Genomic DNA, 21,360 nt, shown 5'->3' on the forward strand with positions numbered 1-21,360 from the left:
CTGCTGGTTCTAAGGCATCGACCTACCCATTTGGGGATTTCGGGGCTCTACATCTTCAGCTCTCGCTTTCGGCCTACTACCTTTCTTGCCTACGCTTAGACCTGGCGTTACCGCTTCAGTCCCAAGGCTAGATACTGAGTGGCTGGCTAAGCCTTCTCAGGCGGGACTCCCACCCGCTATACTCTGTGCGCTTCTTGGCGCACAGAACCGTCCCCGTGAGTCCTCCTGTTTGGTTAAAAGCTTCCTAAATGACACACCCTTCTAAAAATCTATAATTTCTGGTTTATAGTCGTCAGGCAATTCTTCTTCATTTAAAAATTTGAAATTGTCATCGTTCAGTATTGGTATAAATATTTCGTATGGAATCATAGAAAATTCACAGGCATAATTACTGGCTCCAAACCACATACCCACTTTACTGTTCAAATTTAAACTTCTTGCAAACTTTGTGTAGTTTGAGCAATCATGAACTGCTAAATCCCAGTTTTCTTCATCAGCTATTTTCATGAACTTCAAAGTTAATTCCCTACTCCAAATTGGAGATATATAGCCATGTCTGGAAATATACATATTTTCCCCAAAATAATTATTTATGTTATTTTCATTTAAATGTAATTCCGCACAATTGATAAAATCGAGTTTTGTCTCGAAGATTGCTTGCTTTTTCTTAAAGAAAACTTCGAAAAACTCAGGAGTCATTGGAGTTTCAATACCTACACTGTTAATATACTTTTTCGCTAATCGAATATTTTCAATTACTTTGTCCGAACAATTAGAAGCACCTAAGTTGAAACGTATCTCATTAAGACCGGCTCCACCTAATGCTTTCAATGTGTCTTCTGTAGCTAAAGTGCCATTTGTGTATAAATGTTGATGAATTTGAGCTTCACTAAATTTCTTTATAACCGAATAATATTTTTCAATTTCCATAAAAGGTTCTAAATAAACGTAGGAAATGCCAGTGGGTTTTTGGTGAATGGAAAGAAGCAAATCAATATCCTTCTCGTAAAATTTTGTGCCGCCAATTTCCCACATACCTTCTCCAACTGGATGAATATCGTCTAGTTCACCATAATTATAACAGAACTTACACTCTAAATTACATTTGTTCGTTTTCCTAATTGCACTCAAACCAGTACCCAACAGACAAGAACGACATCCTTTTGGGAATTTGCTTTCATTTCCTACAAAAAAAGTTCTATTTTCCAAAGTTTTTAATCTTCTAATTTCCGACATCAACATATCATTTCTATGATCAATTGCTGCCTCAATTTGCGCAAAAGTAGAGTAAATGATTTCTTCATGTATTATACTAATTTCCTCTTCCTCAGGCAATTGTGAAAAAAAATCAAACCATATCAACGCATCTTTCTTGGAAATTTTCATAACGTATCCGCCTATCTGCTTAATCTATAACTTCACATGATTCGCCAAGTGTAAATACCATTAAAAATCGGTAGTTGAGCTTGATTGCTTATTCTTATAATGAGTAATCAAGCCATAACAGTTAAATTATACTGGGTTACGCATCAGTTTGCAACAAATGTCAACGGGATGTCGTTACCACGATAGTAAAAAGTAATCCCGATTATTTTTGCGACTAGGGGGTGCCACGGGGACGGGGGTGCCACGGGGACGGGGGTGCTGACATCTTTCATTTTCCTCGCATGCTCCCACCCATCAGTCGCGCCTTACTCAAAACATAATTTATGTCAATAACCCAGTCCCCTGACACTCTGTCTGATCAATGTAAGGCTTCTGTCAATTTATACCCTAAATTACCCAAAACATTTGTATGTTTCCCTAAAAACCCCGCCACTCCTTGCTTTACTTTACTAATACTGTTCCGGGGCTTCTCCACGCATTTCGAGAATAATCGGCTTCATAACAGGAACAGGACATGCCACGGGGACGGTGGTTGTGTCCAGCATGCGGCATAAAGACAGTACCACCGTCCCTATGTCTTCTGTACGTTCCTTTTTTGGCAGCTTCATTGTGACAGAAAAGGAACTTACCCGACTGTCCCCCCTGAGAACAACCGAGCTGTCGCTTTGCGAAATTTTATTTATTGTCAAAATTTAATGCTACTGAAAAAGGAGGATAAAAACAAGTAATGTGGAAATATAAGGAAGTATTTAAGCTCTGTCTACAAAATTGAACCAAAAAACCTCAATATTTTTTCTTTTTGACTACGCAGAAAAGCGAGGTGTAAGTTTGTCTGACAACAAAGTAAAATATACCTACTTAGAAAAATCAACGACTCAATATCATCGACTAACTATAATGTGTCTCGTTCTTGGACTTTGTCTCATAGTATGGTCGGCCTGGACACATAATGTTGTCATCTTCTTTATAGTTATAGCAATTGGACCATTATTTGTACTAATTAATTGGGCTACTAGCAGTGTAAAAGGAACATGTCCGAGCTGCGGAGCAAAAGTTTCAGAGGTTCCTGAAGATGGAGGGATTAATTGCAGTATCTGCCACGAACGAAGCGTCGTTAGAGATGGTCGTCTTTGGTGGGAACCGAAAAGTTCATCGGAAGATGTTATTTCCCTCCCACCAGGAATGAATCAAGAGGAGCTATCCAAATTTAAAGATAAGCTTCGAAAACAATTCAGATTTAGATGCATCTTAACAACTATATTTGTCTTTATATTGTTTGGCTATTTAGGTTTGAACGACGGAGCATTCATAGATTTAAAAGTTCAAAAATTAGACGAACTTCAAAAGATGGAGGGAGTATTTTTTTACAATCCAGGAGGAGGAAGAATCAAGGTTTCTAGCATAGGTTTAAAAGATAGCAATAATCAAACCATCCTATATGTACATCAGGGTTTAGGTAAGGCGCCTTGGCCTAAATATCATGGAATGTATGCTACTATGTGGTATTCGGACGGACCTGGTGATAGTAAATATTTGTATCAAATTGCAGTTAACGCTCGATTAGTGTTAAGCCTTGAAGAAGCTAATCTAGAAGTAGAAAACCTTAACTCTCGAAAGCGTACTGCCGATTTAGTTATATTTGTTGCTATTCCACTACTATTAATCATTTTTGATGGATTGCTTCGGAAGTATAGTTATAGAAAGAAGGTAGCGAACCTTTACGGTCAAACAAACTGAGCCAGTCTTTTTTTGGGGGAGTACTAAAAGATATAAATCTTCTCCGTAAATTGATTTTTAATTGCTCAAAAAACAGCGGGACAGATTCCATGTTTTTTGAAAAACAATACACCTGTCCCTGTGTTTTTTTGAAACACTACATCATAGTGAAGTAAATTGTAAGGTCCTATAAAAAATGTAAATCATCCCCACCAATAATCCTAATTCTAAAATAGTTATGCGTTTCCAACTTTTGAATGATGGTGTAAACAAATAACCAAAATAATTAATAAACACTACTATATAAATAAGTATGACCTTTATTGTATCTCTTGTCAGATGCGAGTTGTTAAATTTATATATTATTGCATCATTATACTCAATAGCAAATCCGAAATTTGGAACAAACATGCATAGTATCCAAGTCAAGCCTAAACTAAGTACAATAATCAAAATTATATTAAATAGCACCTTAGTTTTATAGCGTATATCTCCAATCATAAGGCTTTTCTGACGCTCCTTTGATAAATATAATCATTTGGCAATTATACAAGACACTAATACTCTCGCTTCAAGGAAGCAAAATGAGCGTCCCTGCGCTTCTCATATGCTGTTCAAGACTCGCTATAAGTGATTTGCTAAATCTTCTCAACGGGATTCCCACTCACTATATGATGCGCCCCTGCGTGGTGCAGGAACATCCCCAACTGTTCCACAAATTAATTATTGCTAATAATTTCTGATACTATTTCTCCCGCGACTTCAGCAACAGCTCCAGCTACCTCTCCAGTGGCTTCAATAGCATTTCCTGCAGCATCTGTTATGAATTCAAGGGCTGTAGTAACCACTTTATCTGCATCGACAGTTGTAGATATCAAATTTGTTGCAGTATCAATTGCAACAGTCGGTTCTATAATATTCGAGATTGTATCTGCAGACGGTAACAGATTTTCACTAATTTCATTGGAAACCATGTCACCTGTGAGTTCACCATTCACAACAGAATTTGCAGTAATGATGCGAACATCTGCAACCCCTGCCGATTCAGTAACCGAAGATGCAAAGCTTCTCGTAGCTCCCGCGCCACCACTGCTACCGCCTCCGAATTTCGGATTCAGACCACTCCCACTACTTAAGCTGTCAGAAAAATACCCAATTGGAACATCACTTCCTAGTCTGAGTCGCCGATTATTTCTTCGCATTCTTAAGTATCTTTCTATAACTAACATGAAAATTACCGAAGCTACAATAATGGCTAACCAAAGTATCGTTAACCAATCCATATATAAAACCCCCAACCTTCTAATTCATACTCTGTCGCATCCCGCAAACAGATATAATTAGAAATATTATATTTCACCATTTTATTACTCGTAGTGTATTCCCTACTGTCTGCACCTACTACTCATGAAACTTCCCATATTTGACTCTGATCTAAGTTAAGTCAGTCTTCTTAAAACTCACTCCAGTAGCTCAATGCTTTTTGCCTTGCATTCTAATCTTTATGACATCTAATTTTAGTGGTTTAAGATAATGTTTCTGTCAGTCCCTATAACTCATTAGATGATAAATTATAAATTTCCATCAAAAACATAGAACTCCTGCCAAATCTACAAAAATTTGGCAAGAGTTCTATCACCATTACCAATGATACGGTTCTCCATATCGGGTTAAATGGCGAAATTCATTTTAATCATTCTATAGAATTGAAATTCTTGGAGAAAGTGCGAAGACGTTCCCATTTTGACAACTTTATTGTGACAAAAATGGATCGTCCCCGGCTGTCCTCTATATCAATTCCCCTACAATAATTTGCCAAATTATGAGCAGGCATACTATGGAGCACATGTACGAAGACTGCAGCGTATCAAGAAAGAATATGATCCCTATAATATTTTCAGCTTTCCTCAAAGTATTTTGTAAAAAAACCATGAGTGATGGTATAACACGGATTTTAGTAAAAATTTTCCTCATAAGAATATCTTCTGATAACTAAATAATAATCTTGTCCGGCAATTTGTACTTTCCTGTCAAAAACAAGGTTCCCTACGATTCAGAACTTTATCATAAAGCGGATCTCATTCCTTGAAATCGTGAAATTACCGTTGAGCAGGCTGTTTTATTAGCACAATCTCAAGGATATCGAATAAAAACTGCAAGTTAATTTTTTAAATTTCCAATTTTATACTTTCTTTAGTCATCTCTTGATGGCTTATTTGGGTTGCCTATTTGCCTGTTTAAGGCGTTAGATATTATTTTCAACCTTCTCAATCTACATCTCAAGGTTATTTTAGCGATATTTTCGCTAAAAGTCAATAGCGAATAATTCGCTAAAATATAATTGTCTTGAGGTGACATTTATGTATGAAAGAATAAGAAATTTACGCGAAGACAAGGATTTAACGCAAACACAGATTGCGAAGTATCTCAATTGCAGCCAAAGGATTTATAGCAATTACGAACGTGGTGAAGTAGATATTCCAACCGAAATTTTAATCAAACTGGCGGATTTGCACAATACAAGCACGGATTATATTTTAAACAGAACAAACAGAAAAGAACCATATCCGCCCTGTCACGAGGGCAGCTCCTCCAACTAGAGGTGCCACGGGACGGGGTTGCTGACATCTTTCATTTTCCTCGCATGCTCCCACCCATCAGTCGCGCCTTACTCAAAACATAATTTATGTCAATAACCCAGTCCCCTGACACTCTGTCTGATCAATGTAAGGCTTCTGTCAATTTATACCCTAAATTACCCAAAACATTTGTATGTTTCCCTAAAAACCCCGCCACTCCTTGCTTTACTTTACTAATACTGTTCCGGGGCTTCTCCACGCGTTTCGAGAATAATCGGCTTCAAAACAGGAACATCCGTTTCTAAAATCTTTTCAACTTGTATCGAAAATATCCACTCATCTCCAAAGTCATACAGGTACAAAAACTTCTGCTTAATTTCTAAATTCAAATTCCCCAATTTAATTTTATCAGCATATGGCCCCTCATCATTGTTGGGACTCCAATAAGCTTCTCCCCGCCACGGCTGACCATTCATAAAAAAAGCATATAAATGGTCATCAGAAAAATCATAAGCTTCCAGTATTGCTTTATGCAAATCATGCAACGTATGCCGGAAAGATAACTGAATGCGCCGCCAAACTCCCCTCCGTAAAAGTACTTTAACAACAAATAGATTATCAATCATGCTCAGATTTCGGAGGTGCCCACAATATCAAACGGTTTTTGTTTTAACACACTCTCTGGCCTGGTATTGCATAAGAGCACGAATAAGTAAAGAAATCGTAAGCAACATCATCAGCGTATCCACCCGGTGCGGTTTTTTCAAAAATATTTGTGACGCAAGACATGGCTTTTTCAAAAGATGAAATTGCACTTCCACCACAGACTGGGGCGTCCCCCGCAAAATAGACAGGAAAAACCCAAGAATTTCTCAATATCTCAAAGCCATGCTCATTATTTCAACAAAGTCACTAACTTTTTTCGTATCGACGCGATAATTTTCCTGATTTCGCTACGACTCATCCCGGCTAAATCGAGATCAAATTCTATGTCGTCTACGAATATGTCGCCCATGGCCCAAATGTCCGACTTCTTTATCGTCCAACCTTTGATAAACTTGTGCTTGGGAGGCGATCCGGCCTGACGATAAGATTCAAGTAGCTTGAAATCAAACGCCGTATCGGTTTTGAGCTTGCGTTTTATTGTTCGTATAAACATGATAACAACCTCTTGTGAAATATAGTCACTACAGCCGATGTTTATAGTCACTACAATCATCAGTCTCTACATTCGCAATGTTTTGCACAATTGCCTACGCCGCCAAGGCGATTGAATAATATTCTTCCGGAGTTAGATAGCCGTTGGTTTCATGCAAGCGCTGTCGGTTGTAAAATATTTCAACATATTCAAAGACGGCAGCTCTTGCCTCATCTCTTGTCTTAAACCGATGCTCATTGAGCCATTCGTATTTCATTTTCCCCAGAATGACTCCATTGGCGCGTTGTCCCAGCAGTTTCCCTTCCGCGACATACTGCAAGTGAACTTATATCTTTTCAGCAGCTTTTGGTAGTCGTGGGAGCAGTACTGGCTGCCTCGATCCGAATGAAGTAATACGTTTTCTGGCCGGCCCACCCGAAAATAAGCGCTCTTCAAAGCGTTTATCACTAGTTCTTTCGTCATTCTATCCCCCATAGATAAGCCTACTATCTTCTGTCCGCAAAGATCCATTATTCCAGCAACATATAGCCAACCTTCCTCAGTCCATACATAGGTAATATCGCTTACCATCTTCTGATTAGGTTTTTCTGCTGTGAACTCACGATTTAAGAGGTTTTCAGCTACCGGCAGGGTATGGTTAGAATTCGTAGTGGCCTTAAACTTCCTGGCTACTTTCGAGCGGATTCCTTCTTGTTTCATGATTCGTTCGACCCGCTTATGGTTTACATGATTGCCGAGTCGTCGTAGTTCCCGGGTCATCTTCCGGCTGCCACAGGTCCGATTCTTTCTTTCATGAATTTCTTTGATTTTTTCAGCTAATGCTTGATTTTCAAGCGTTCTATTGCTTGCCGGGCGTTTTTCCCATGCGTAATAAGCGCTTCTTGCAACAAAGAGCACTTCACATAGCTTCGCTACCCGATATTCATGGCGGTGTTCTGCGATAAACTCGAACCTTTTTACTTGAGGTTCTTGGCGAAGTACTGCGCCGCCTTTTTTAAAATCTCATTTTCCTCCCGCAGCTCACGAATTTCTCGTTCCAGCTTACGCATCTTTTCATCATCGTCGCTGAGCTTGCCGCTGCCGGGAAAAGGATTTACCGGTTTTTCACGGTGCCGCTTTATCCATCCGTGCATCGTATTTTCATTAACCCCAAGATCAGCAGCCACTTTAGCGACCGATTCACCCGTCTGCTCCAATCGTCGAATTGCTTCCATCTTATATTCTGCGCTGTACTTCTTAGCTTGCTTCATCTTTTCTATCCCCTCTCTGATATCAGTATACTATGTGTTTCTACTGTCCATCAAACGGGGTACGCGGCAGACTGCCCTTTGTAAGTGAAAATCACTTTTTCATCATCCATTTTTTCATCCAATATATTGGTCACAAGTACAAAAGTCATAGAGTGCTGAGTTGCTTTTGTTACATTTTCTTTGTGTTGCTCAATACTATCAACTTGGATACACCAGATTGTTGTGACGCTGTCTATCTCGGCCTGGGTATTTTTAGGACGCCGCCCCCTCTTGAGTTTAACTTTTGTCTCCGAACAGACGGTTGCGTTAAGTAACCAAAGCTTTTTCCTGTTTTTCATATTGAATGAATTAAGTGCATTTTCGGCATCTCTTTGACAGGCGAACGTCTGTTGCATCAGTATCTTTGTGGCCTTTTCAAAAGAGGACTTCTCTCGTTCTAATATTTTGTCAATTAAATTTTTCTTTGAAGTTGTCTCAACAACGATAAATCTTAATGGTTTTCCCTCCACTGTTCGTGTATAGCTTTTCAGTCGATACCGAGTATAAGTATCTTTTTTACCAATGGATATAGGTTCAGACCAATTGTCGTCAAGATACGCCTGTTCAACCATTTTGTTGCCAATTTTACCGTAAAAGGAATCAGGACAGCGAGAAACGAACTGTACAGGATTCATGTCATCACACAACAAATGGATATTAGGCATAGTAATCAGCTTGCAATCTGCAACATAGACAGATGTTGTCAACTTTTCTCCCAAAACTTCTTTTAACATACCGATTGCCTCTTTGTTCCATTCGCAATCGGCTACGTTGCCGTCAAGGGTCTTACTAATCAACGGAACACCTTGATGATTTACAATGGTGCCAACACTAACCTGTTTTTTGTCAGGCCGATTGGCCTTGCTGTGACCATAAGTAATAGTAACCCCCTCGTAATCTTCTTCTTCGCACATTTCATATTCGCCATACATAACAATATTGGACGTATCGCTATGCAGATATGAAATATCCAGGTTGAAATTAGCATAAGCAGAAAGTGATATTCCAGAAAATACTTTGTCAGTACCTGCATCATTAATTCTATCAAGGCAGGTAGCAATAGCATCATCTTTTAGATGATCAGCGGTCACACCAGTTCCGAACAAAAATTCAGTATCTGAATGCACAAACTTGTCGGAAATTCGGTATAATGGGGATCGGACTTCATAAAAAGTACTTAGAATAACAGCTTTTGCAAGTACCCCCGGTGAGACGTTCCACTTCTTATGGTCCCATACAACTTGGGAATTTATAAATTCAACAAAATTAAGTTTGTTAAGATATTCATTAGCTATTAAGACAGCAACAGGTGTCTGGGTACAAGGCGTAATTTGAGGATATTTTATCTTTGCCAGAATTAAGACTTCCTTTCTATCCGTATTCTTATAGAAAGGAAACTTCGACACTTTCTCTCAGAACCATTTTCCTAACAAATAATGATTATTTTCTAGGCTTTTCAAACTCACCTCCGAAATGTGAGATCATGTTCGCATCCTCCAAAATATTAGTCCAATCAGGGGAACGGCAGACTGTGTGAAACCCCCAAAACTGCTAACCCGAAAGCTTAAAAGTGGAGGGAGTGTCTGTTTTCGCGCTTACTCAAAGCATAATTTATGTCAATAACCCCGTCCCCTGACACCTGTTTTGATCGTAATGATACCTTATTATAAATTCATATACTTCAAGTATTTCACTTGAAGTAGCATACTGATATAAAACATCTTTATTTTGAAAATATATATTCGAGGTATCTATAACACTCTTTTTAATTTCAGCAGGAGTATAGCCTACCTCAATAGTATCTTGCAACATATCTATTATTTTACCCATTGCCCTCATCTTAACACCTAAGGATCTCGTGAACTGTTCCGTCGATTCCGACCTACAATACTATTATAATTTATAAAATTCCAGAAAAAGCATAAAACCCCTGCGAAATTATCAAAAATTTTACAGGGGTTTTGTGTTTGTTTCGCCATCACCAATGGATACTTTAAAGTAGTTTTATATAATGTCTTTTTGTTGAGAGTATTCTGCAAATCTCTACTGTTTCACCACTTACAATGTAAAACACTAAGTAATCATCTACAATTAATATTCTGTATCCCTTAATGGCTAGTCGACGATTCTTAGGGATTACCCCCAGCAGTGGGAAATCTTCTAACCGCAAAATGCATTGCTCGACTTCGTCCGCCATACGCAAAGCAGCAGGCGGATTATCAGCCGCGATATATTCTACCAGTTCAAATAAATCCTGTTCCGCAATTTCAGTAATATCAATTTGAAACTTTGGCATTGATACGGCTCCTCAACTCTGCAATAGACTCCCGAAAGGAGCGATGTCTTCCTGCTCTACTTTGGGCTTCAGCTTCATCAAGTTTGTCATACAATTCTAACATAGCCTGCTGTTCTTCAAACATTTGTTGGCTCATAACCACCAGATGACCAGTTCCGTTTTTAGTAATAAAAACTGGCTGTTGCTCTTTAATACAAATATCTTCAATTTCTGGGGTCTTATTTCTTAAGTCTGAGACTGGACGAATTACTGGCATGCTGTACACCCCCATGTATTTTATCAATATTATATCATAATTTTGATAAAATACTATATAAAAATTATTTGCTTTCCTTGCAGTATGTCGGCATTCCCGACATACTGCTTTTTCGAGAATGCTATGCGCTAGATGTGCTGTGGGTCCGTGTGAAAAAACGGTCTGACATCCCCAACACGGCCGCCAACTCTCGGCCATAGAGAACAAGGGGATAAGTACAGTGTCCCACTAAATGAAAGCATTGGTGGAAGCATCGGGAAGCATTGGGACGGTTCTCTTGCTCCTATATTTTAAACACAAGGCTCTGATTGATACCGTTACTCTTGCGATTTGGCGTTGCGTTACACCTTCGATACTATTAATTTTCCGTATTAGCTTATCCCTACTGGCTTTTCCATTGATTGCAGCTCTCCAAGTGATTGTCCTTTTAAGATTTTTTTGTATTTCTTTATACAAACGTTCATCATTTATCTTTTGCTGCTTCTCCTCTATATCAAGAAATTTATCATTACTATCCTGTTTCATAAAAACTTGCCATCTTTGTCGGGCTATCTCTCTGCATTCGTCAAATATCTTTGGAATAAATCCCGTATTAATCATATCTCCAAGATATTTATTCGAGTCGTTATACTTCCTACAACTGCTCCACATATAGTCTACTGCCTGCAATACAGTTGTGCCTTTATTGGATTATTATGTATATATCTCAACACGCTTAGCAAATATGCGTCACTATCTATAGGTTCACTCTTATACCTATCTTGAAATACATGCCCGACCCTCTCCTGCTTTTTGTTATACCAGCTAGCATAGCTAACTCCTACACGCTTCATTATTGACTCCAAACTCTCTACTTTTTCATGCAGCAACAAATGTACATGATTACTCGTTAGGCAATATCCATATATCTCAAATTTACTTATCTCTTGCGCTCGCTTCAGTCCTTCTAAATACTTTGTATAGTCTTCTTCTTCGTAAAATATATCCTGCCGGTTGATTCCCCTTACTATAACATGATAGATTCCACTATTACTTTTCTTTCTTGCAATCCTTGGCATTTTTTCCCTCCGTCATCTTTTTTCTCCAGTTTAGCATAAAAGAAGAAAAGGAAGCAAAAAGAACGTCAGACTGTGCGAAAACAGAAATCACTAATTTTAATTCTCCACTTTAGCATCAAAAATTGCCTAGTTCGAGGCTTCAAGAGGATAAAAATAGATCGAAAACGCCATTCATTCCCCACTTTTAGGTGAATATTTAAAGGAATGCATGGTTTTCGCACAATCTGATGTCCCTTTGCTTTTCTAAGAAGAACGAAATCGCTCACGCGATGGCCTTGGTAGTCTCCCGTAAATAAAAATTTCATGAAAAATGTAAAAAGTACGCCCTTTTGTGGTATTGTTTAATCGCCAAACCAAACAAACCAGAAAGGAGGAACGTACTTTTTACTTTATGATTATACCATGTCTTAAGATTGAAATACATACGTTTTTTAACACAGCTAGAGCTCCTCCTGATGCCATGAATTGGCTTCACAAAACCCAAAAAATCAGGAGGTAGTATGTCTATGCAACAATATAAACAAGAGATTGAGCTATACTTTGAACTTAAAGGAACTCCGGAATCTTCACGAGAATCCTATTTGCGAAGAATCTTTGCCTTCATCAATTATATGCAAAATCAACACAAATGCATGGAAAACGTTACAGATAGTGATATCCAACAATATATCCTCTATCTCAAAAAGGAAAAGGGTCTGTCAGCGGGAACCATCAATTGTTACATTTCTGCTGTCAAATTCTTTCATACCTGCATCATAGGTAAAGAGTGGAACCCCTTAAAAATTCCCCGGATGAAAAGAATACGTAAATTTCCAGTCATCCCACCTAAACAAGATGTACTGGCAATATTAAATAAAGCTGCGAATCTAAAGCATAAAGCTATTTTAGCATTACTATACGGTAGTGGCCTCAGGGTCAGCGAAGTAGCTAAATTGAAGATTTGTGATATTTGTAGTAAAAGTATGCGCGTACGGGTAGAAAACGCCAAACATAATACAAATCGATACACCATCTTATCAGAACTGGCCCTTGATGTATTGCGAAAATACTTCCGGGCATATTTTTCAAGCTACCAAATGGACGATTGGTTGTTTCCAGGACAACACAAAGGTGAGCACATTAACGTTAAGTCCATCAAAAATACCATCATTAAGCTGCGCAACCAGTTGCAAATGGACCAGAATATTTCTGCCCATACGCTTCGGCACTGTTTTGCTACACATACATTAGAAGATGGGGTCGATCCCGTGTTTATCCAGCAAATGCTGGGGCATAAAAATCTTCAGACTACAATGACGTACCTGCATATGACATCGAAAAGCCTTATGGGCATTAAGAGTCCTCTTGATACTGGAAACAGCAACCCCAAATGACTACTGTACAGGATGTTTTCCTTAAGTTTTATCCCCAGTATGAACAAAGCTATGCTCCATATATACAACAAGCCAAAGCCGTTAGTGACATCATGCGCTGCAGGACAGCAGCTTTAGGTGGTCATACGTTTGAATGCGAAGAATGTGGCCATATAGTTGTTCGTTACAATTCATGCCGGAATCGGCACTGCCCTTTGTGTCAGGGTATTAATAAGGCAGTTTGGGTAGACGCAAGAAGCAAAGATATCCTCACTGCCCCTTACTTCCATGTTGTGTTTACCTTACCATCACAGCTTCAGCCATTGGTTTATCAAAACCAGGAATTGCTTTATGGCTTGTTGTATAAAGCGGTAGCCCAAACCTTGGCGGAACTTTCCCAAGATACCAAATATCTTGGTGCACAGATCGGCTTTTTTCCTTGCTGCATACCTGGGGACAAGATTTGCACTATCATCCGCACATCCATACTGTGGTATTGGCAGGTGGACTAACCAAAAACAATCAATGGCGAAACAGCAGCAAGAAGTTCTTCATTCCAGTAAAGGTGTTAGCTAAAAAGTTTCGAGGTAAATTTCTTCACCACATCAAGCAATACTACCGTCAAAACTTGCTGATGTTTTATGGAGATGCCCAGAAATATCAACAGCCAAAATGTTTCCGGGATTTACTCAAACAGTGTTATGCCAAAAACTGGTACATTTACTCTAAAAAGACTTTTTCCGGACCACTCGCTGTTGTCCGATATTTGGGGAGGTACACGCACCGGATAGCCTTATCCAATACGCGCATTGTCGCCATGGATGAACATACGGTGACAATTACCGTAAGAGACTCTAACGACAACAACCAGACAAAAACGCTAACGCTCAGTGGCGTTGAATTCATCCGGCGATTTTTACTGCATGTACTTCCCAAAGGTTTTGTCAAAATCAGGCATTATGGACTCCTTGCCAACCGAAACAAAAAGACCAAGCTGGAACTAAGCAGAAAACTAACGTTAAGTCCAACCTACAAACCAAAATTTGAAGGTCTTACAACTGTTGAGATTCTATGCATTCTTGTAGGCCGGGATGTAACGAGGTGTCCTGTATGTGGAAAAGGAAATTACAGGCAAGCTATTCGTTACCCAAAGAGGCATCGCCTTAATAGTTGCAAAAATTGAATAGATACTGCCAAGACCCGTTTGTGGGGAGGGGGAAGGTATGTCCAATCAAGACAAATGAAGCCCAATTTATTACAAATCAGCAAAGTAAAGCACAAAAAAATGTACGAAAACAGAAAAAATTAACGATCAAAAACCAAGAGAAAAAGATTGAAATTCCATAGCTGGGCAGCCCGCGACTTCATTCTTCTGAGGCAATCAAAAATTTTGCGCGTAGATAGTTTTGTGGCTCAACTGGCAGCCGGGAGCTGTTAATTGAGCCTTTTTGCGCGCAAAACTTCCGATTGATACCTTCAAGAACCGTCCTCATGAGTCACTAAAGCTATCAGCGAATTGAATACGGTGGCGTGAGAAGTCGGTTACTCAATTAATGGGTAGCCTCTTACTCGAATTTTAATTTAGTGCAGGGTGGTTTAATCCTTGCCTAGCGCTTCCAGTAATCGCTGAGCAAGTTCTCGCTGCTCTGGCGTCAACTTTTTAGCGGTATCCAATAACCGGCGGAGTTCTGGTTCAAGCTCTGGTTTCTCTTCGGAAAAGAATTCTCCTATTGTAATTCCTAATGCCATTAGAATAGTTTCTAATGTTTCGATACTTGGAGAATTATTACCATTCTCAATATAACTGAGTGAAGATTGGGCAATTCCGGCAATCTCGGCTACTTCTTTCATCGTCAATTTTTTTTGGAGCCGTAAATCGCGTAAGCGGTGACCTATCTTGGGCATGTACTACTCCTCCGATCATATCACTATTCTGATTATAAGTGATAAATAAGTGTTTGTCACATCAAAATAATGATTGACGGCAACGATAAATATCACTATACTGAATACAAGATAGGAAAGGGGTGTATCCAGTTGGACGTAGGTATAAGAATTAAACAAAGGCGCGAGTTTTTAAATCTTTCTCAAGAACAACTATCACAAATATCAGGTGTATCTCAATCTTCGATTCATTATATTGAATCGGGAGAAAATAGTCCTACAGCTAAAACCTTATTTAAACTCGTCTCTGCCCTTGGTGTAAGTATAACCGAGCTTTTGGGCGACCAAACCGCCACGTCGAAAAGTCGGTTCTCTGTCAATGAATCACAGGGGGGACAAGCGTGAAGTTTTTCTGGTATGTCTGCGATGGGGAAGTCGAGGAATATAGCGGGCAGGAAGTTAACTGGAATAACTCGGTCATAGTGTTTGCCAAGTCGCCGGAGGATGCACTGTTGAAGGTTATGAAATATCATTTGGGTACGCTAGAACGGATCGGCGTAATCTGTGGCGGCAAAAGTATAGAAGTGATTTCCTAACCGCTTTTGGTCAGATTTCCAGGTGGTGAATAAACCTGCCTACCTCACTTCATTGCTTAATTCTTTAAACGAAGCAAATTGAGCGTCCCCGTGCTTCTTTTCAACACCCCTCGTAACCCCGGTAACCCCTGGCCCTTTGCCGGAAAAAGCGTTCCGCAGGAGAAAAGTCAGGCGGTATTCCGTTAAGAAATCCGTACTGTTTGAGTGTAGCGAGTTTACGGATTTTAGGAGTACCACCTGACTTTTCAGCTTTTGGGGGCTTCGGGCCTAGACCTTTTGCTTACTTTTGTGGCAATGACAAAAGTAAGACCCCTTCTCCCCCAGCTTTATACCGGCGAATAAACCTAATCATTTCGCTGCTATCTGTCACGGAGAACCAAGCCTATTTCTTTTATTTTTAATCCGGTCAAATAACGGAATATCAGCACGGGGCAAGTTCTTCGTCACGCTGTTTACATTCGTGACATGATAGCAAAAAGTTGACGGAAAAGGAACGTCAGAGTGTGCGAAAAGTCCATATTGGTTGATGCAAAACTGGAAAAGTGGAGAGTGTCGCCAATATTTCGGTATTTTTAAGCCTCAAATTCCAACATTAATGCTTATTTTTAATATCAAAGTGGAGAATGAAAATTACGGATAAGCGTTTTCGCACAACCTGACGTCCCCTATCGTCCCTCATGCTATTTATATTTTTTGCCTGCTGTTCATACAAAGGAAGCAAAAAGAAGAACGAAATCGCTCCCGCGATGGCTTATTTACAGTTCAGCCTGGATAAGATAAAATTGTAATGTACACATTTATAATTTGAGAAAACGTCGAAATAAGTCGAAAAAGATTGAAATTCCATAGCTGGGCAGCCCGCGACTTCATTCTTCTGAGGCAATCCAAAATTTTGCGCGTAGATAGTTTTGTGGCTCAACTGGCAGCCGGGAGCTGTTAATTGAGCCTTTTTGCGCGCAAAACTTCCGATTGAAGCCTTTGAGAACTATCCCTCCGCTTCCTGCTGGCATTATACACCTGGAAAATGAGGCAAAACAAGAGAGCAACCTTCACTATTCATGGACAAAAGTACTGAGCAAGGCATGGTTATTGGAGGTTAGCAGCTACACCTTGCTACAACGCCACGCGATATTCCGATTGCCCTCTCAATTTGGCGAATCGATAGGCATTCTTTTTCTTTTAATCGCCTAAGTAATGCATCTCTTTCCATCTTAGCCCAGCGGATACTTCATGGGGTCCCTTACCTCTGGACATGCCACGGGGACGGTGGTTGTGTCCAGCATGCAGCATAAAGACAGTACCACCGTTCCTATGTCTTCTGTACGTTCCTTTTTTGGCAGCTTCATTGTGACAGAAAAGGAACGTCCCCGACTGTCCCCCCAAAGGAAGCAAAAAGAAGAACGAAATCGCTCCCGCGATGGCTTATTTACAGTTCAGCCTGGATAAGATAAAATTGTAATGTACACATTTATAATTTGAGAAAACGTCGAAATAAGTCGAAAAAGATTGAAATTCCATAGCTGGGCAGCCCGCGACTTCATTCTTCTGAGGCAATCCAAAATTTTGCGCGTAGATAGTTTTGTGGCTCAACTGGCAGCCGGGAGCTGTTAATTGAGCCTTTTTGCGCGCAAAACTTCCGATTGAAGCCTTTGAGAACTATCCCTCCGCTTCCTGCTGGCATTATACACCTGGAAAATGAGGCAAAACAAGAGAGCAACCTTCACTATTCATGGACAAAAGTACTGAGCAAGGCATGGTTATTGGAGGTTAGCAGCTACACCTTGCTACAACGCCACGCGATATTCCGATTGCCCTCTCAATTTGGCGAATCGATAGGCATTCTTTTTCTTTTAATCGCCTAAGTAATGCATCTCTTTCCATCTTAGCCCAGCGGATACTTCATGGGGTCCCTTACCTCTGGACATGCCACGGGGACGGTGGTTGTGTCCAGCATGCAGCATAAAGACAGTACCACCGTTCCTATGTCTTCTGTACGTTCCTTTTTTGGCAGCTTCATTGTGACAGAAAAGGAACGTCCCCGACTGTCCCCCAAATAAAAGAGTACCCCATAGGAAAGCCTTTGATGGCTCCTATGGGGTATTTATCTCTTACTTTTACAATATTTCGTTTAAAGTGGTCTGTACTGAAAGTCACCTTTGCTTGTACGTTTAATTACGCCTTTCTTACCAGCGCCATTATCAACTAAAATCCCGCCCTAGCCTGACTTTCCTGCGTCAACAGCATCTTTCGCCGTTACCAACGCTACGTTCTGCGTATAGGGTCTAATGTCAAATCTAAGGAATGACTCGCCGGAATCGTCCCCCTGCGTCTATACTCCCTCTGTTTCTAAATAACATTAATTTTGAAACATGCCACACCACCAATCCTCTAAACGAGCCGGACTAGTCTTATATTAGAATTGATAGCAATGAGGGCTGACACCTTCGAATTCCAGGAACACAAAAAAGCCTCAGCTCTCGCTAGTTTGAGACATCGCTTTAGATTTAATAATTATGCCATTTACGGAGGAATATTTTGTCATAATGTTGAAGTCTATGGAAAACAGTGAGCGGAGGTTTTACTATGGCTACTAAAATAAATTTAGATGCTCTTATCCCGAGAGAAGATTTTGATGTACAAGATGAACGAAAAGCACCCGGTCTAACAAAATCAAATCTATCAGTAAGTGACTTACGAGAATCTGATTTCTTTATTCAAGTTCTACGAAAACCTGATTTCCAACGCGAAACAAGCGAATGGGATGCCAGTCGGATATGCAGCCTTATAGAAACTTTCTTAAATGGCGAACTTATACCCGCTATCATTTTGTGGAGAAGTACTTTTGGCTATAACTTTGTAATCGACGGGTCACATAGGCTTAGCGCCCTCATCGCGTGGGTTAACGATGATTACGGAGATGGAAGTTTATCACGCAAGGCGTACGATGGCATTATACCAGATGAGCAATTGGGGGCTGCAAAAAAAACACGGGATTTTATCAATAAACAAATCGGTGCTTACTCTCTATATTCACTCGCGTTTACGAATCCAGAAAAGGTAAAGCCTGAAATTGTTCAACGAGCCAAGAATCTAGGCGCACTTGCTATACAGTTGCAATGGGTGGATGGAGACGCAACCATTGCAGAAACATCATTTTTTAAAATTAATCAACAAGGCACACCCTTGAATAATACAGAGAAGGAGTTATTGAAATCGCGAAAGCTACCCCGTGGAATTGCAGCAAGAGCAATAATTCATGGTGGTAAAGGACATAAATACTGGTCAAGGTTTTCAGGGGAACATCAAGTTGAAATTCAGACACTATCTAAAGAAATTAATGATATGCTATTTACCCCTGCATTAAAAACTCCAATTAAGACCCTGGACCTACCCGTTGGCGGCAAGCTTTACTCTTCGCAGACACTCCCGTTAATAGTTGATTTTGTTAGAGTTGCAAATGAGGGACTTACCTCTCCCACGCGCGCGGAAACAGAAGATATCGATGGGTCCGAAACCATTAAATATTTAACTAATTGCCGCAAACTTGCCTACCGAATTAACAGTTCACATCAGTCATCGTTAGGCTTGCATCCAATAGTTTATTTTTACTCTCAGGAAGGACGACATAAAATTGCATCCTTCTTTGCAGTAGCCGCACTAATTAGAGAGATGGAAAGACATAATTCATTCACCAAATTCATTCAGATTCGAAAACAATTTGAAGATATACTATTATCAAATGACTATCTAATTCAGCAAATTGTTCGGAAATATAGGGAAGCAGTGAAAGCTTACCCTTTTATTAAGGATTTCTACCTATTATGCATCAAAAAGTTGGCAGAAAACAAAACTATTAACCAAGTTCTTGATGAAATCTTAGCGGAAAAACAATTTAAGTACTTGGCAAGGAATATAGTTGAAACAGCAGCAACTTTATCATCGGATTTCAGTGACGAGACAAAATCTGCAGCCTTTGTCCGCGAAGCAAAGGCTACTATGCTGCGCTGTAGTATCTGCGGGGGGTATCTACACCGTAATTCAATCTCCATTGACCATGTTCAAAAGAAAGGCGATGGCGGAAATGGTTCTTTAGACAATGCACAGCTATCCCATCCCTACTGCAACTCTACAATAAAAAATTAAAAAAGATGGCCTTACTCGTAATGAGAAAGGCCATTTTTCGCCGTTACCAATGGTACGGTTCACCCCGGCTAATCTTAAACGCCCGATAAACCTGCTCCACCAGGAGCAGCCGGATCATCTGATGGGTGAAGGTCATTTTTGAAAACGACAATCTTTCCTTTGCCGCCGCTACGACCTCAGCTGACAACCCAAAGGCTCCGCCGATTATAAAGGTAATATCGCTCTGCCCGCTTAGTGCCAAACTGTCAAACCTGGCCGACAATTGCTCTGATGACATGGCATGTCCGGCCACATCTAGTACAATTAGGTAACTTCCTGGACGAACAGCTTTTAAAAGGCGCTCACCCTCACGGGTGAGCGCTTGTATTTTTTCGGCTGATGAGGGATTATCCGGCATTCGTTCTTCGGCAAGTTCCACAATATCAAGCTTACAGTAGGGTGGAAGACGCTTCAAGAACTCCTGGATACCAGCAGTTAGATACTTTTCTTTGATTTTACCGATAGCAGCGATGGTGATCTTCATACCATTATTGTCCTGGCATTTCTTCGAGAAGGACATTGATAGTCTCGCGTTGGTCATTTCTTTTCAAGACTACTTCCACTGTGCTGCCTACCTGTTGACTATCCAGTACAGCTCTGAGTTCGGTTACACTGTTGGTTTCAGCGCCAGCGACTTTGAGAATGACATCGCCTTCGCGAATGCCCGCTTTATAGGCTGGACCTGCCGGGGCTGCTTTGGCAATATAAACGCCTTTATCCAGTTTAAGTTCATAGCCGTATTTAGCAGCAGAAGCTTGGTCTAATGCCCCTACACCCAGATAAGCTCGAACTACCCGGCCTTTGTCGATCAGTGATTGCAAAATGGGGCGGGCACTGTTAATGGGAATGGCGAACCCAATGCCTTCCACTCCGGAAAGGGCAATTTTGGCACTGTTGATGCCAATTACCACACCATCTGCATTGACAAGGGCTCCCCCGGAGTTACCAGGATTAATAGCAGCATCGGTTTGGATAAGTTTGAAGCGTCGCTCACCGATATCAAGGGAACGGTTAAGGGCGCTGATTACACCGGTAGTTACACTGCCTTTAAATTCAAGGCCAAGTGGATTGCCAATAGCAATAGCCGGTTCTCCCACCATAAGAGCATCAGAATCACCCAGCGTAGCCACCGGCAGATCCTGAGCTTCCACTTTAACAACAGCCAGATCAGTAAATTGATCGACACCAATTACCTTGCCGTCCAAAGTGCGGCCATCAGCCAGAGATACTGATATTTCCTGGGCATTTTCTACTACATGGTTGTTTGTAGCGATGTAGCCCTGTGCATCAAAGATAACCCCTGAGCCGGTTCCCTGCTCCACTAGTACTTTGCGGTTGCTAAAAAAGTCGCGGGCAAGACCTTTGGTGGTAATGCCAACAACAGCCGGACCCACTGATTGAGCAGCCCTGACAATGGGCGTGTTACGTGCTTCTGATACCTGGGCCTGAGCCGTAGGCGGTTGCAAGGCTTGAAAGGACGAGCCGGCATTCGGTTTCGGAGCTTTTTCGGTAACATTGCCAGCGCAACCTACCACTAGAATAGCCCCAATAATCATACTAATTAACGATACTGCAATATAGGGAGTCAATTTTTTGAACCAATTCAT

23 protein-coding genes and 1 pseudogene are annotated in these 21,360 nt (G+C 40.5%); 9 read left to right on the forward strand and 15 right to left on the reverse strand.

Features of this window, described 5'->3' with window-relative positions; genetic code table 11:
* Positions 1–261: 261 nt before the first annotated feature.
* Both AC1ECB_RS19840 and AC1ECB_RS19845 read right to left on the reverse strand, forming a co-directional pair.
* Positions 262–1,386 (reverse strand): radical SAM protein, encoded by a 1,125-nt coding sequence (locus AC1ECB_RS19840; RefSeq protein ID WP_485665403.1) that lies wholly within the window; start codon positions 1,384–1,386, stop codon positions 262–264.
* Positions 1,387–1,835: 449 nt separating this feature from the next.
* Positions 1,836–2,075: a hypothetical protein gene (locus tag AC1ECB_RS19845; RefSeq protein ID WP_485665404.1), complete on the reverse strand. Its 240-nt coding sequence runs from the start codon at positions 2,073–2,075 to the stop codon at positions 1,836–1,838.
* A gap of 139 nt (positions 2,076–2,214) precedes the next feature.
* Between AC1ECB_RS19845 and AC1ECB_RS19850 the strand changes: the two genes are divergently transcribed.
* Positions 2,215–3,123 carry a hypothetical protein gene (locus tag AC1ECB_RS19850; protein ID WP_485665405.1) on the forward strand — a complete coding sequence of 303 codons (909 nt, stop codon included), beginning with the start codon at positions 2,215–2,217 and terminating at the stop codon, positions 3,121–3,123.
* A 698-nt stretch (positions 3,124–3,821) separates the two neighbouring features.
* Here the strand turns inward: AC1ECB_RS19850 and AC1ECB_RS19855 are convergent.
* Positions 3,822–4,385 carry a hypothetical protein gene (locus tag AC1ECB_RS19855; protein ID WP_485665406.1) on the reverse strand — a complete coding sequence of 188 codons (564 nt, stop codon included), beginning with the start codon at positions 4,383–4,385 and terminating at the stop codon, positions 3,822–3,824.
* Between the two features lie 529 nt (positions 4,386–4,914).
* Here AC1ECB_RS19855 and AC1ECB_RS19860 point away from each other — a divergent pair.
* Both AC1ECB_RS19860 and AC1ECB_RS19865 read left to right on the forward strand, forming a co-directional pair.
* Entirely contained in the window at positions 4,915–5,025 is a 111-nt protein-coding gene (locus AC1ECB_RS19860) for a BBE domain-containing protein (protein WP_485665407.1), read from the forward strand.
* A 437-nt stretch (positions 5,026–5,462) separates the two neighbouring features.
* Positions 5,463–5,702, forward strand: a complete 240-nt coding sequence (locus tag AC1ECB_RS19865; protein ID WP_485665408.1) for a helix-turn-helix domain-containing protein — start codon at positions 5,463–5,465, stop codon at positions 5,700–5,702.
* 212 nt (positions 5,703–5,914) lie between these two features.
* Here AC1ECB_RS19865 and AC1ECB_RS19870 read toward each other — a convergent pair whose 3' ends face one another.
* The 9 genes and pseudogenes from AC1ECB_RS19870 to AC1ECB_RS19910 all read right to left on the reverse strand — a co-directional run bounded on the left by AC1ECB_RS19870 (position 5,915) and on the right by AC1ECB_RS19910 (position 11,739).
* The gene (locus AC1ECB_RS19870) at positions 5,915–6,307 is read right to left on the reverse strand and encodes a plasmid pRiA4b ORF-3 family protein (protein ID WP_485665409.1); all 393 of its coding nucleotides are present in this window, start codon (positions 6,305–6,307) and stop codon (positions 5,915–5,917) included.
* Positions 6,308–6,576: 269 nt separating this feature from the next.
* A complete protein-coding gene (locus AC1ECB_RS19875; RefSeq protein WP_485664417.1) occupies positions 6,577–6,900 on the reverse strand; it encodes a hypothetical protein in 324 nt (107 codons plus the stop codon).
* A 34-nt stretch (positions 6,901–6,934) separates the two neighbouring features.
* A pseudogene (locus tag AC1ECB_RS19880) lies at positions 6,935–8,099 on the reverse strand (IS3 family transposase).
* A 41-nt stretch (positions 8,100–8,140) separates the two neighbouring features.
* A complete protein-coding gene (locus tag AC1ECB_RS19885) occupies positions 8,141–9,535 on the reverse strand; it encodes an IS1634 family transposase (protein ID WP_485665410.1) in 1,395 nt (464 codons plus the stop codon).
* 205 nt (positions 9,536–9,740) lie between these two features.
* Entirely contained in the window at positions 9,741–9,968 is a 228-nt protein-coding gene (locus tag AC1ECB_RS19890; protein ID WP_485665411.1) for a hypothetical protein, read from the reverse strand.
* 154 nt (positions 9,969–10,122) lie between these two features.
* Positions 10,123–10,425 (reverse strand): type II toxin-antitoxin system RelE/ParE family toxin, encoded by a 303-nt coding sequence (locus AC1ECB_RS19895; RefSeq protein ID WP_485665412.1) that lies wholly within the window; start codon positions 10,423–10,425, stop codon positions 10,123–10,125.
* Positions 10,406–10,681, reverse strand: a complete 276-nt coding sequence (locus AC1ECB_RS19900) for a type II toxin-antitoxin system prevent-host-death family antitoxin (RefSeq protein WP_485665413.1) — start codon at positions 10,679–10,681, stop codon at positions 10,406–10,408. The genes AC1ECB_RS19895 and AC1ECB_RS19900 overlap by 20 nt, the downstream gene beginning before the upstream one ends.
* 228 nt (positions 10,682–10,909) lie before the next feature.
* Positions 10,910–11,281 carry a hypothetical protein gene (locus AC1ECB_RS19905; protein WP_485665414.1) on the reverse strand — a complete coding sequence of 124 codons (372 nt, stop codon included), beginning with the start codon at positions 11,279–11,281 and terminating at the stop codon, positions 10,910–10,912.
* A gap of 56 nt (positions 11,282–11,337) precedes the next feature.
* The gene (locus AC1ECB_RS19910; protein ID WP_485665415.1) at positions 11,338–11,739 is read right to left on the reverse strand and encodes a transposase; all 402 of its coding nucleotides are present in this window, start codon (positions 11,737–11,739) and stop codon (positions 11,338–11,340) included.
* Positions 11,740–12,239: 500 nt separating this feature from the next.
* Here AC1ECB_RS19910 and AC1ECB_RS19915 point away from each other — a divergent pair, with 500 nt between their 5' ends.
* The 3 genes from AC1ECB_RS19915 to AC1ECB_RS19925 are packed head-to-tail and all read left to right on the forward strand — an operon-like array spanning position 12,240 to position 14,274.
* On the forward strand, positions 12,240–13,112 hold the full coding sequence (locus tag AC1ECB_RS19915) for a tyrosine-type recombinase/integrase (RefSeq protein ID WP_485665399.1): 873 nt from the start codon (positions 12,240–12,242) through the stop codon (positions 13,110–13,112).
* Positions 13,109–13,603 carry an IS91 family transposase gene (locus tag AC1ECB_RS19920; protein WP_485665400.1) on the forward strand — a complete coding sequence of 165 codons (495 nt, stop codon included), beginning with the start codon at positions 13,109–13,111 and terminating at the stop codon, positions 13,601–13,603. Before AC1ECB_RS19915 ends, AC1ECB_RS19920 begins: the two co-directional genes overlap by 4 nt.
* Positions 13,555–14,274: an IS91 family transposase gene (locus AC1ECB_RS19925; protein ID WP_485665416.1), complete on the forward strand. Its 720-nt coding sequence runs from the start codon at positions 13,555–13,557 to the stop codon at positions 14,272–14,274. Before AC1ECB_RS19920 ends, AC1ECB_RS19925 begins: the two co-directional genes overlap by 49 nt.
* Before the next feature lie 413 nt (positions 14,275–14,687).
* Here the strand turns inward: AC1ECB_RS19925 and AC1ECB_RS19930 are convergent, their stop codons facing one another.
* Entirely contained in the window at positions 14,688–14,996 is a 309-nt protein-coding gene (locus AC1ECB_RS19930) for a helix-turn-helix domain-containing protein (protein WP_094606864.1), read from the reverse strand.
* A 132-nt stretch (positions 14,997–15,128) separates the two neighbouring features.
* Here AC1ECB_RS19930 and AC1ECB_RS19935 point away from each other — a divergent pair, with 132 nt between their 5' ends.
* The 3 genes from AC1ECB_RS19935 (at position 15,129) to AC1ECB_RS19945 (ending at position 19,714) form a co-directional block, all read left to right on the forward strand.
* Complete coding sequence (locus AC1ECB_RS19935; protein ID WP_485665417.1) at positions 15,129–15,380, forward strand: helix-turn-helix domain-containing protein; 252 nt, start codon at positions 15,129–15,131, stop codon at positions 15,378–15,380.
* Positions 15,377–15,571 carry a hypothetical protein gene (locus AC1ECB_RS19940; protein WP_021169767.1) on the forward strand — a complete coding sequence of 65 codons (195 nt, stop codon included), beginning with the start codon at positions 15,377–15,379 and terminating at the stop codon, positions 15,569–15,571. Before AC1ECB_RS19935 ends, AC1ECB_RS19940 begins: the two co-directional genes overlap by 4 nt.
* A 2,583-nt stretch (positions 15,572–18,154) precedes the next feature.
* On the forward strand, positions 18,155–19,714 hold the full coding sequence (locus tag AC1ECB_RS19945) for an HNH endonuclease family protein (protein ID WP_485665418.1): 1,560 nt from the start codon (positions 18,155–18,157) through the stop codon (positions 19,712–19,714).
* A gap of 43 nt (positions 19,715–19,757) precedes the next feature.
* On the opposite strand, the gene rlmH is transcribed toward AC1ECB_RS19945, so the two are convergent.
* A complete protein-coding gene (rlmH, locus tag AC1ECB_RS19950; RefSeq protein WP_485665419.1) occupies positions 19,758–20,237 on the reverse strand; it encodes a 23S rRNA (pseudouridine(1915)-N(3))-methyltransferase RlmH in 480 nt (159 codons plus the stop codon).
* A gap of 4 nt (positions 20,238–20,241) precedes the next feature.
* Complete coding sequence (locus AC1ECB_RS19955; protein WP_485665420.1) at positions 20,242–21,360, reverse strand: S1C family serine protease; 1,119 nt, start codon at positions 21,358–21,360, stop codon at positions 20,242–20,244.

This window comes from Sporomusa sp. 246TCP1 (assembly GCF_057319775.1).

Excerpts from the sequence above, each read along its gene's own strand:
- AC1ECB_RS19840 (WP_485665403.1), bottom strand. The coding sequence starts at position 1,386 with ATGAAAATTTCCAAGAAAGATGCGTTGATATGGTTTGATTTTTTTTCA.
- AC1ECB_RS19855 (WP_485665406.1), bottom strand. The coding sequence starts at position 4,385 with ATGGATTGGTTAACGATACTTTGGTTAGCCATTATTGTAGCTTCGGTA.
- AC1ECB_RS19865 (WP_485665408.1), top strand. The coding sequence starts at position 5,463 with ATGTATGAAAGAATAAGAAATTTACGCGAAGACAAGGATTTAACGCAA.
- AC1ECB_RS19870 (WP_485665409.1), bottom strand. The coding sequence starts at position 6,307 with ATGATTGATAATCTATTTGTTGTTAAAGTACTTTTACGGAGGGGAGTT.
- AC1ECB_RS19875 (WP_485664417.1), bottom strand. The coding sequence starts at position 6,900 with ATGATTGTAGTGACTATAAACATCGGCTGTAGTGACTATATTTCACAA.
- AC1ECB_RS19890 (WP_485665411.1), bottom strand. The coding sequence starts at position 9,968 with ATGAGGGCAATGGGTAAAATAATAGATATGTTGCAAGATACTATTGAG.
- AC1ECB_RS19895 (WP_485665412.1), bottom strand. The coding sequence starts at position 10,425 with ATGCCAAAGTTTCAAATTGATATTACTGAAATTGCGGAACAGGATTTA.
- AC1ECB_RS19900 (WP_485665413.1), bottom strand. The coding sequence starts at position 10,681 with ATGCCAGTAATTCGTCCAGTCTCAGACTTAAGAAATAAGACCCCAGAA.
- AC1ECB_RS19905 (WP_485665414.1), bottom strand. The coding sequence starts at position 11,281 with ATGATTAATACGGGATTTATTCCAAAGATATTTGACGAATGCAGAGAG.
- AC1ECB_RS19910 (WP_485665415.1), bottom strand. The coding sequence starts at position 11,739 with ATGCCAAGGATTGCAAGAAAGAAAAGTAATAGTGGAATCTATCATGTT.
- AC1ECB_RS19915 (WP_485665399.1), top strand. The coding sequence starts at position 12,240 with ATGTCTATGCAACAATATAAACAAGAGATTGAGCTATACTTTGAACTT.
- AC1ECB_RS19920 (WP_485665400.1), top strand. The coding sequence starts at position 13,109 with ATGACTACTGTACAGGATGTTTTCCTTAAGTTTTATCCCCAGTATGAA.
- AC1ECB_RS19930 (WP_094606864.1), bottom strand. The coding sequence starts at position 14,996 with ATGCCCAAGATAGGTCACCGCTTACGCGATTTACGGCTCCAAAAAAAA.
- AC1ECB_RS19945 (WP_485665418.1), top strand. The coding sequence starts at position 18,155 with ATGGCTACTAAAATAAATTTAGATGCTCTTATCCCGAGAGAAGATTTT.
- rlmH (WP_485665419.1), bottom strand. The coding sequence starts at position 20,237 with ATGAAGATCACCATCGCTGCTATCGGTAAAATCAAAGAAAAGTATCTA.
- AC1ECB_RS19955 (WP_485665420.1), bottom strand. The coding sequence starts at position 21,360 with ATGAATTGGTTCAAAAAATTGACTCCCTATATTGCAGTATCGTTAATT.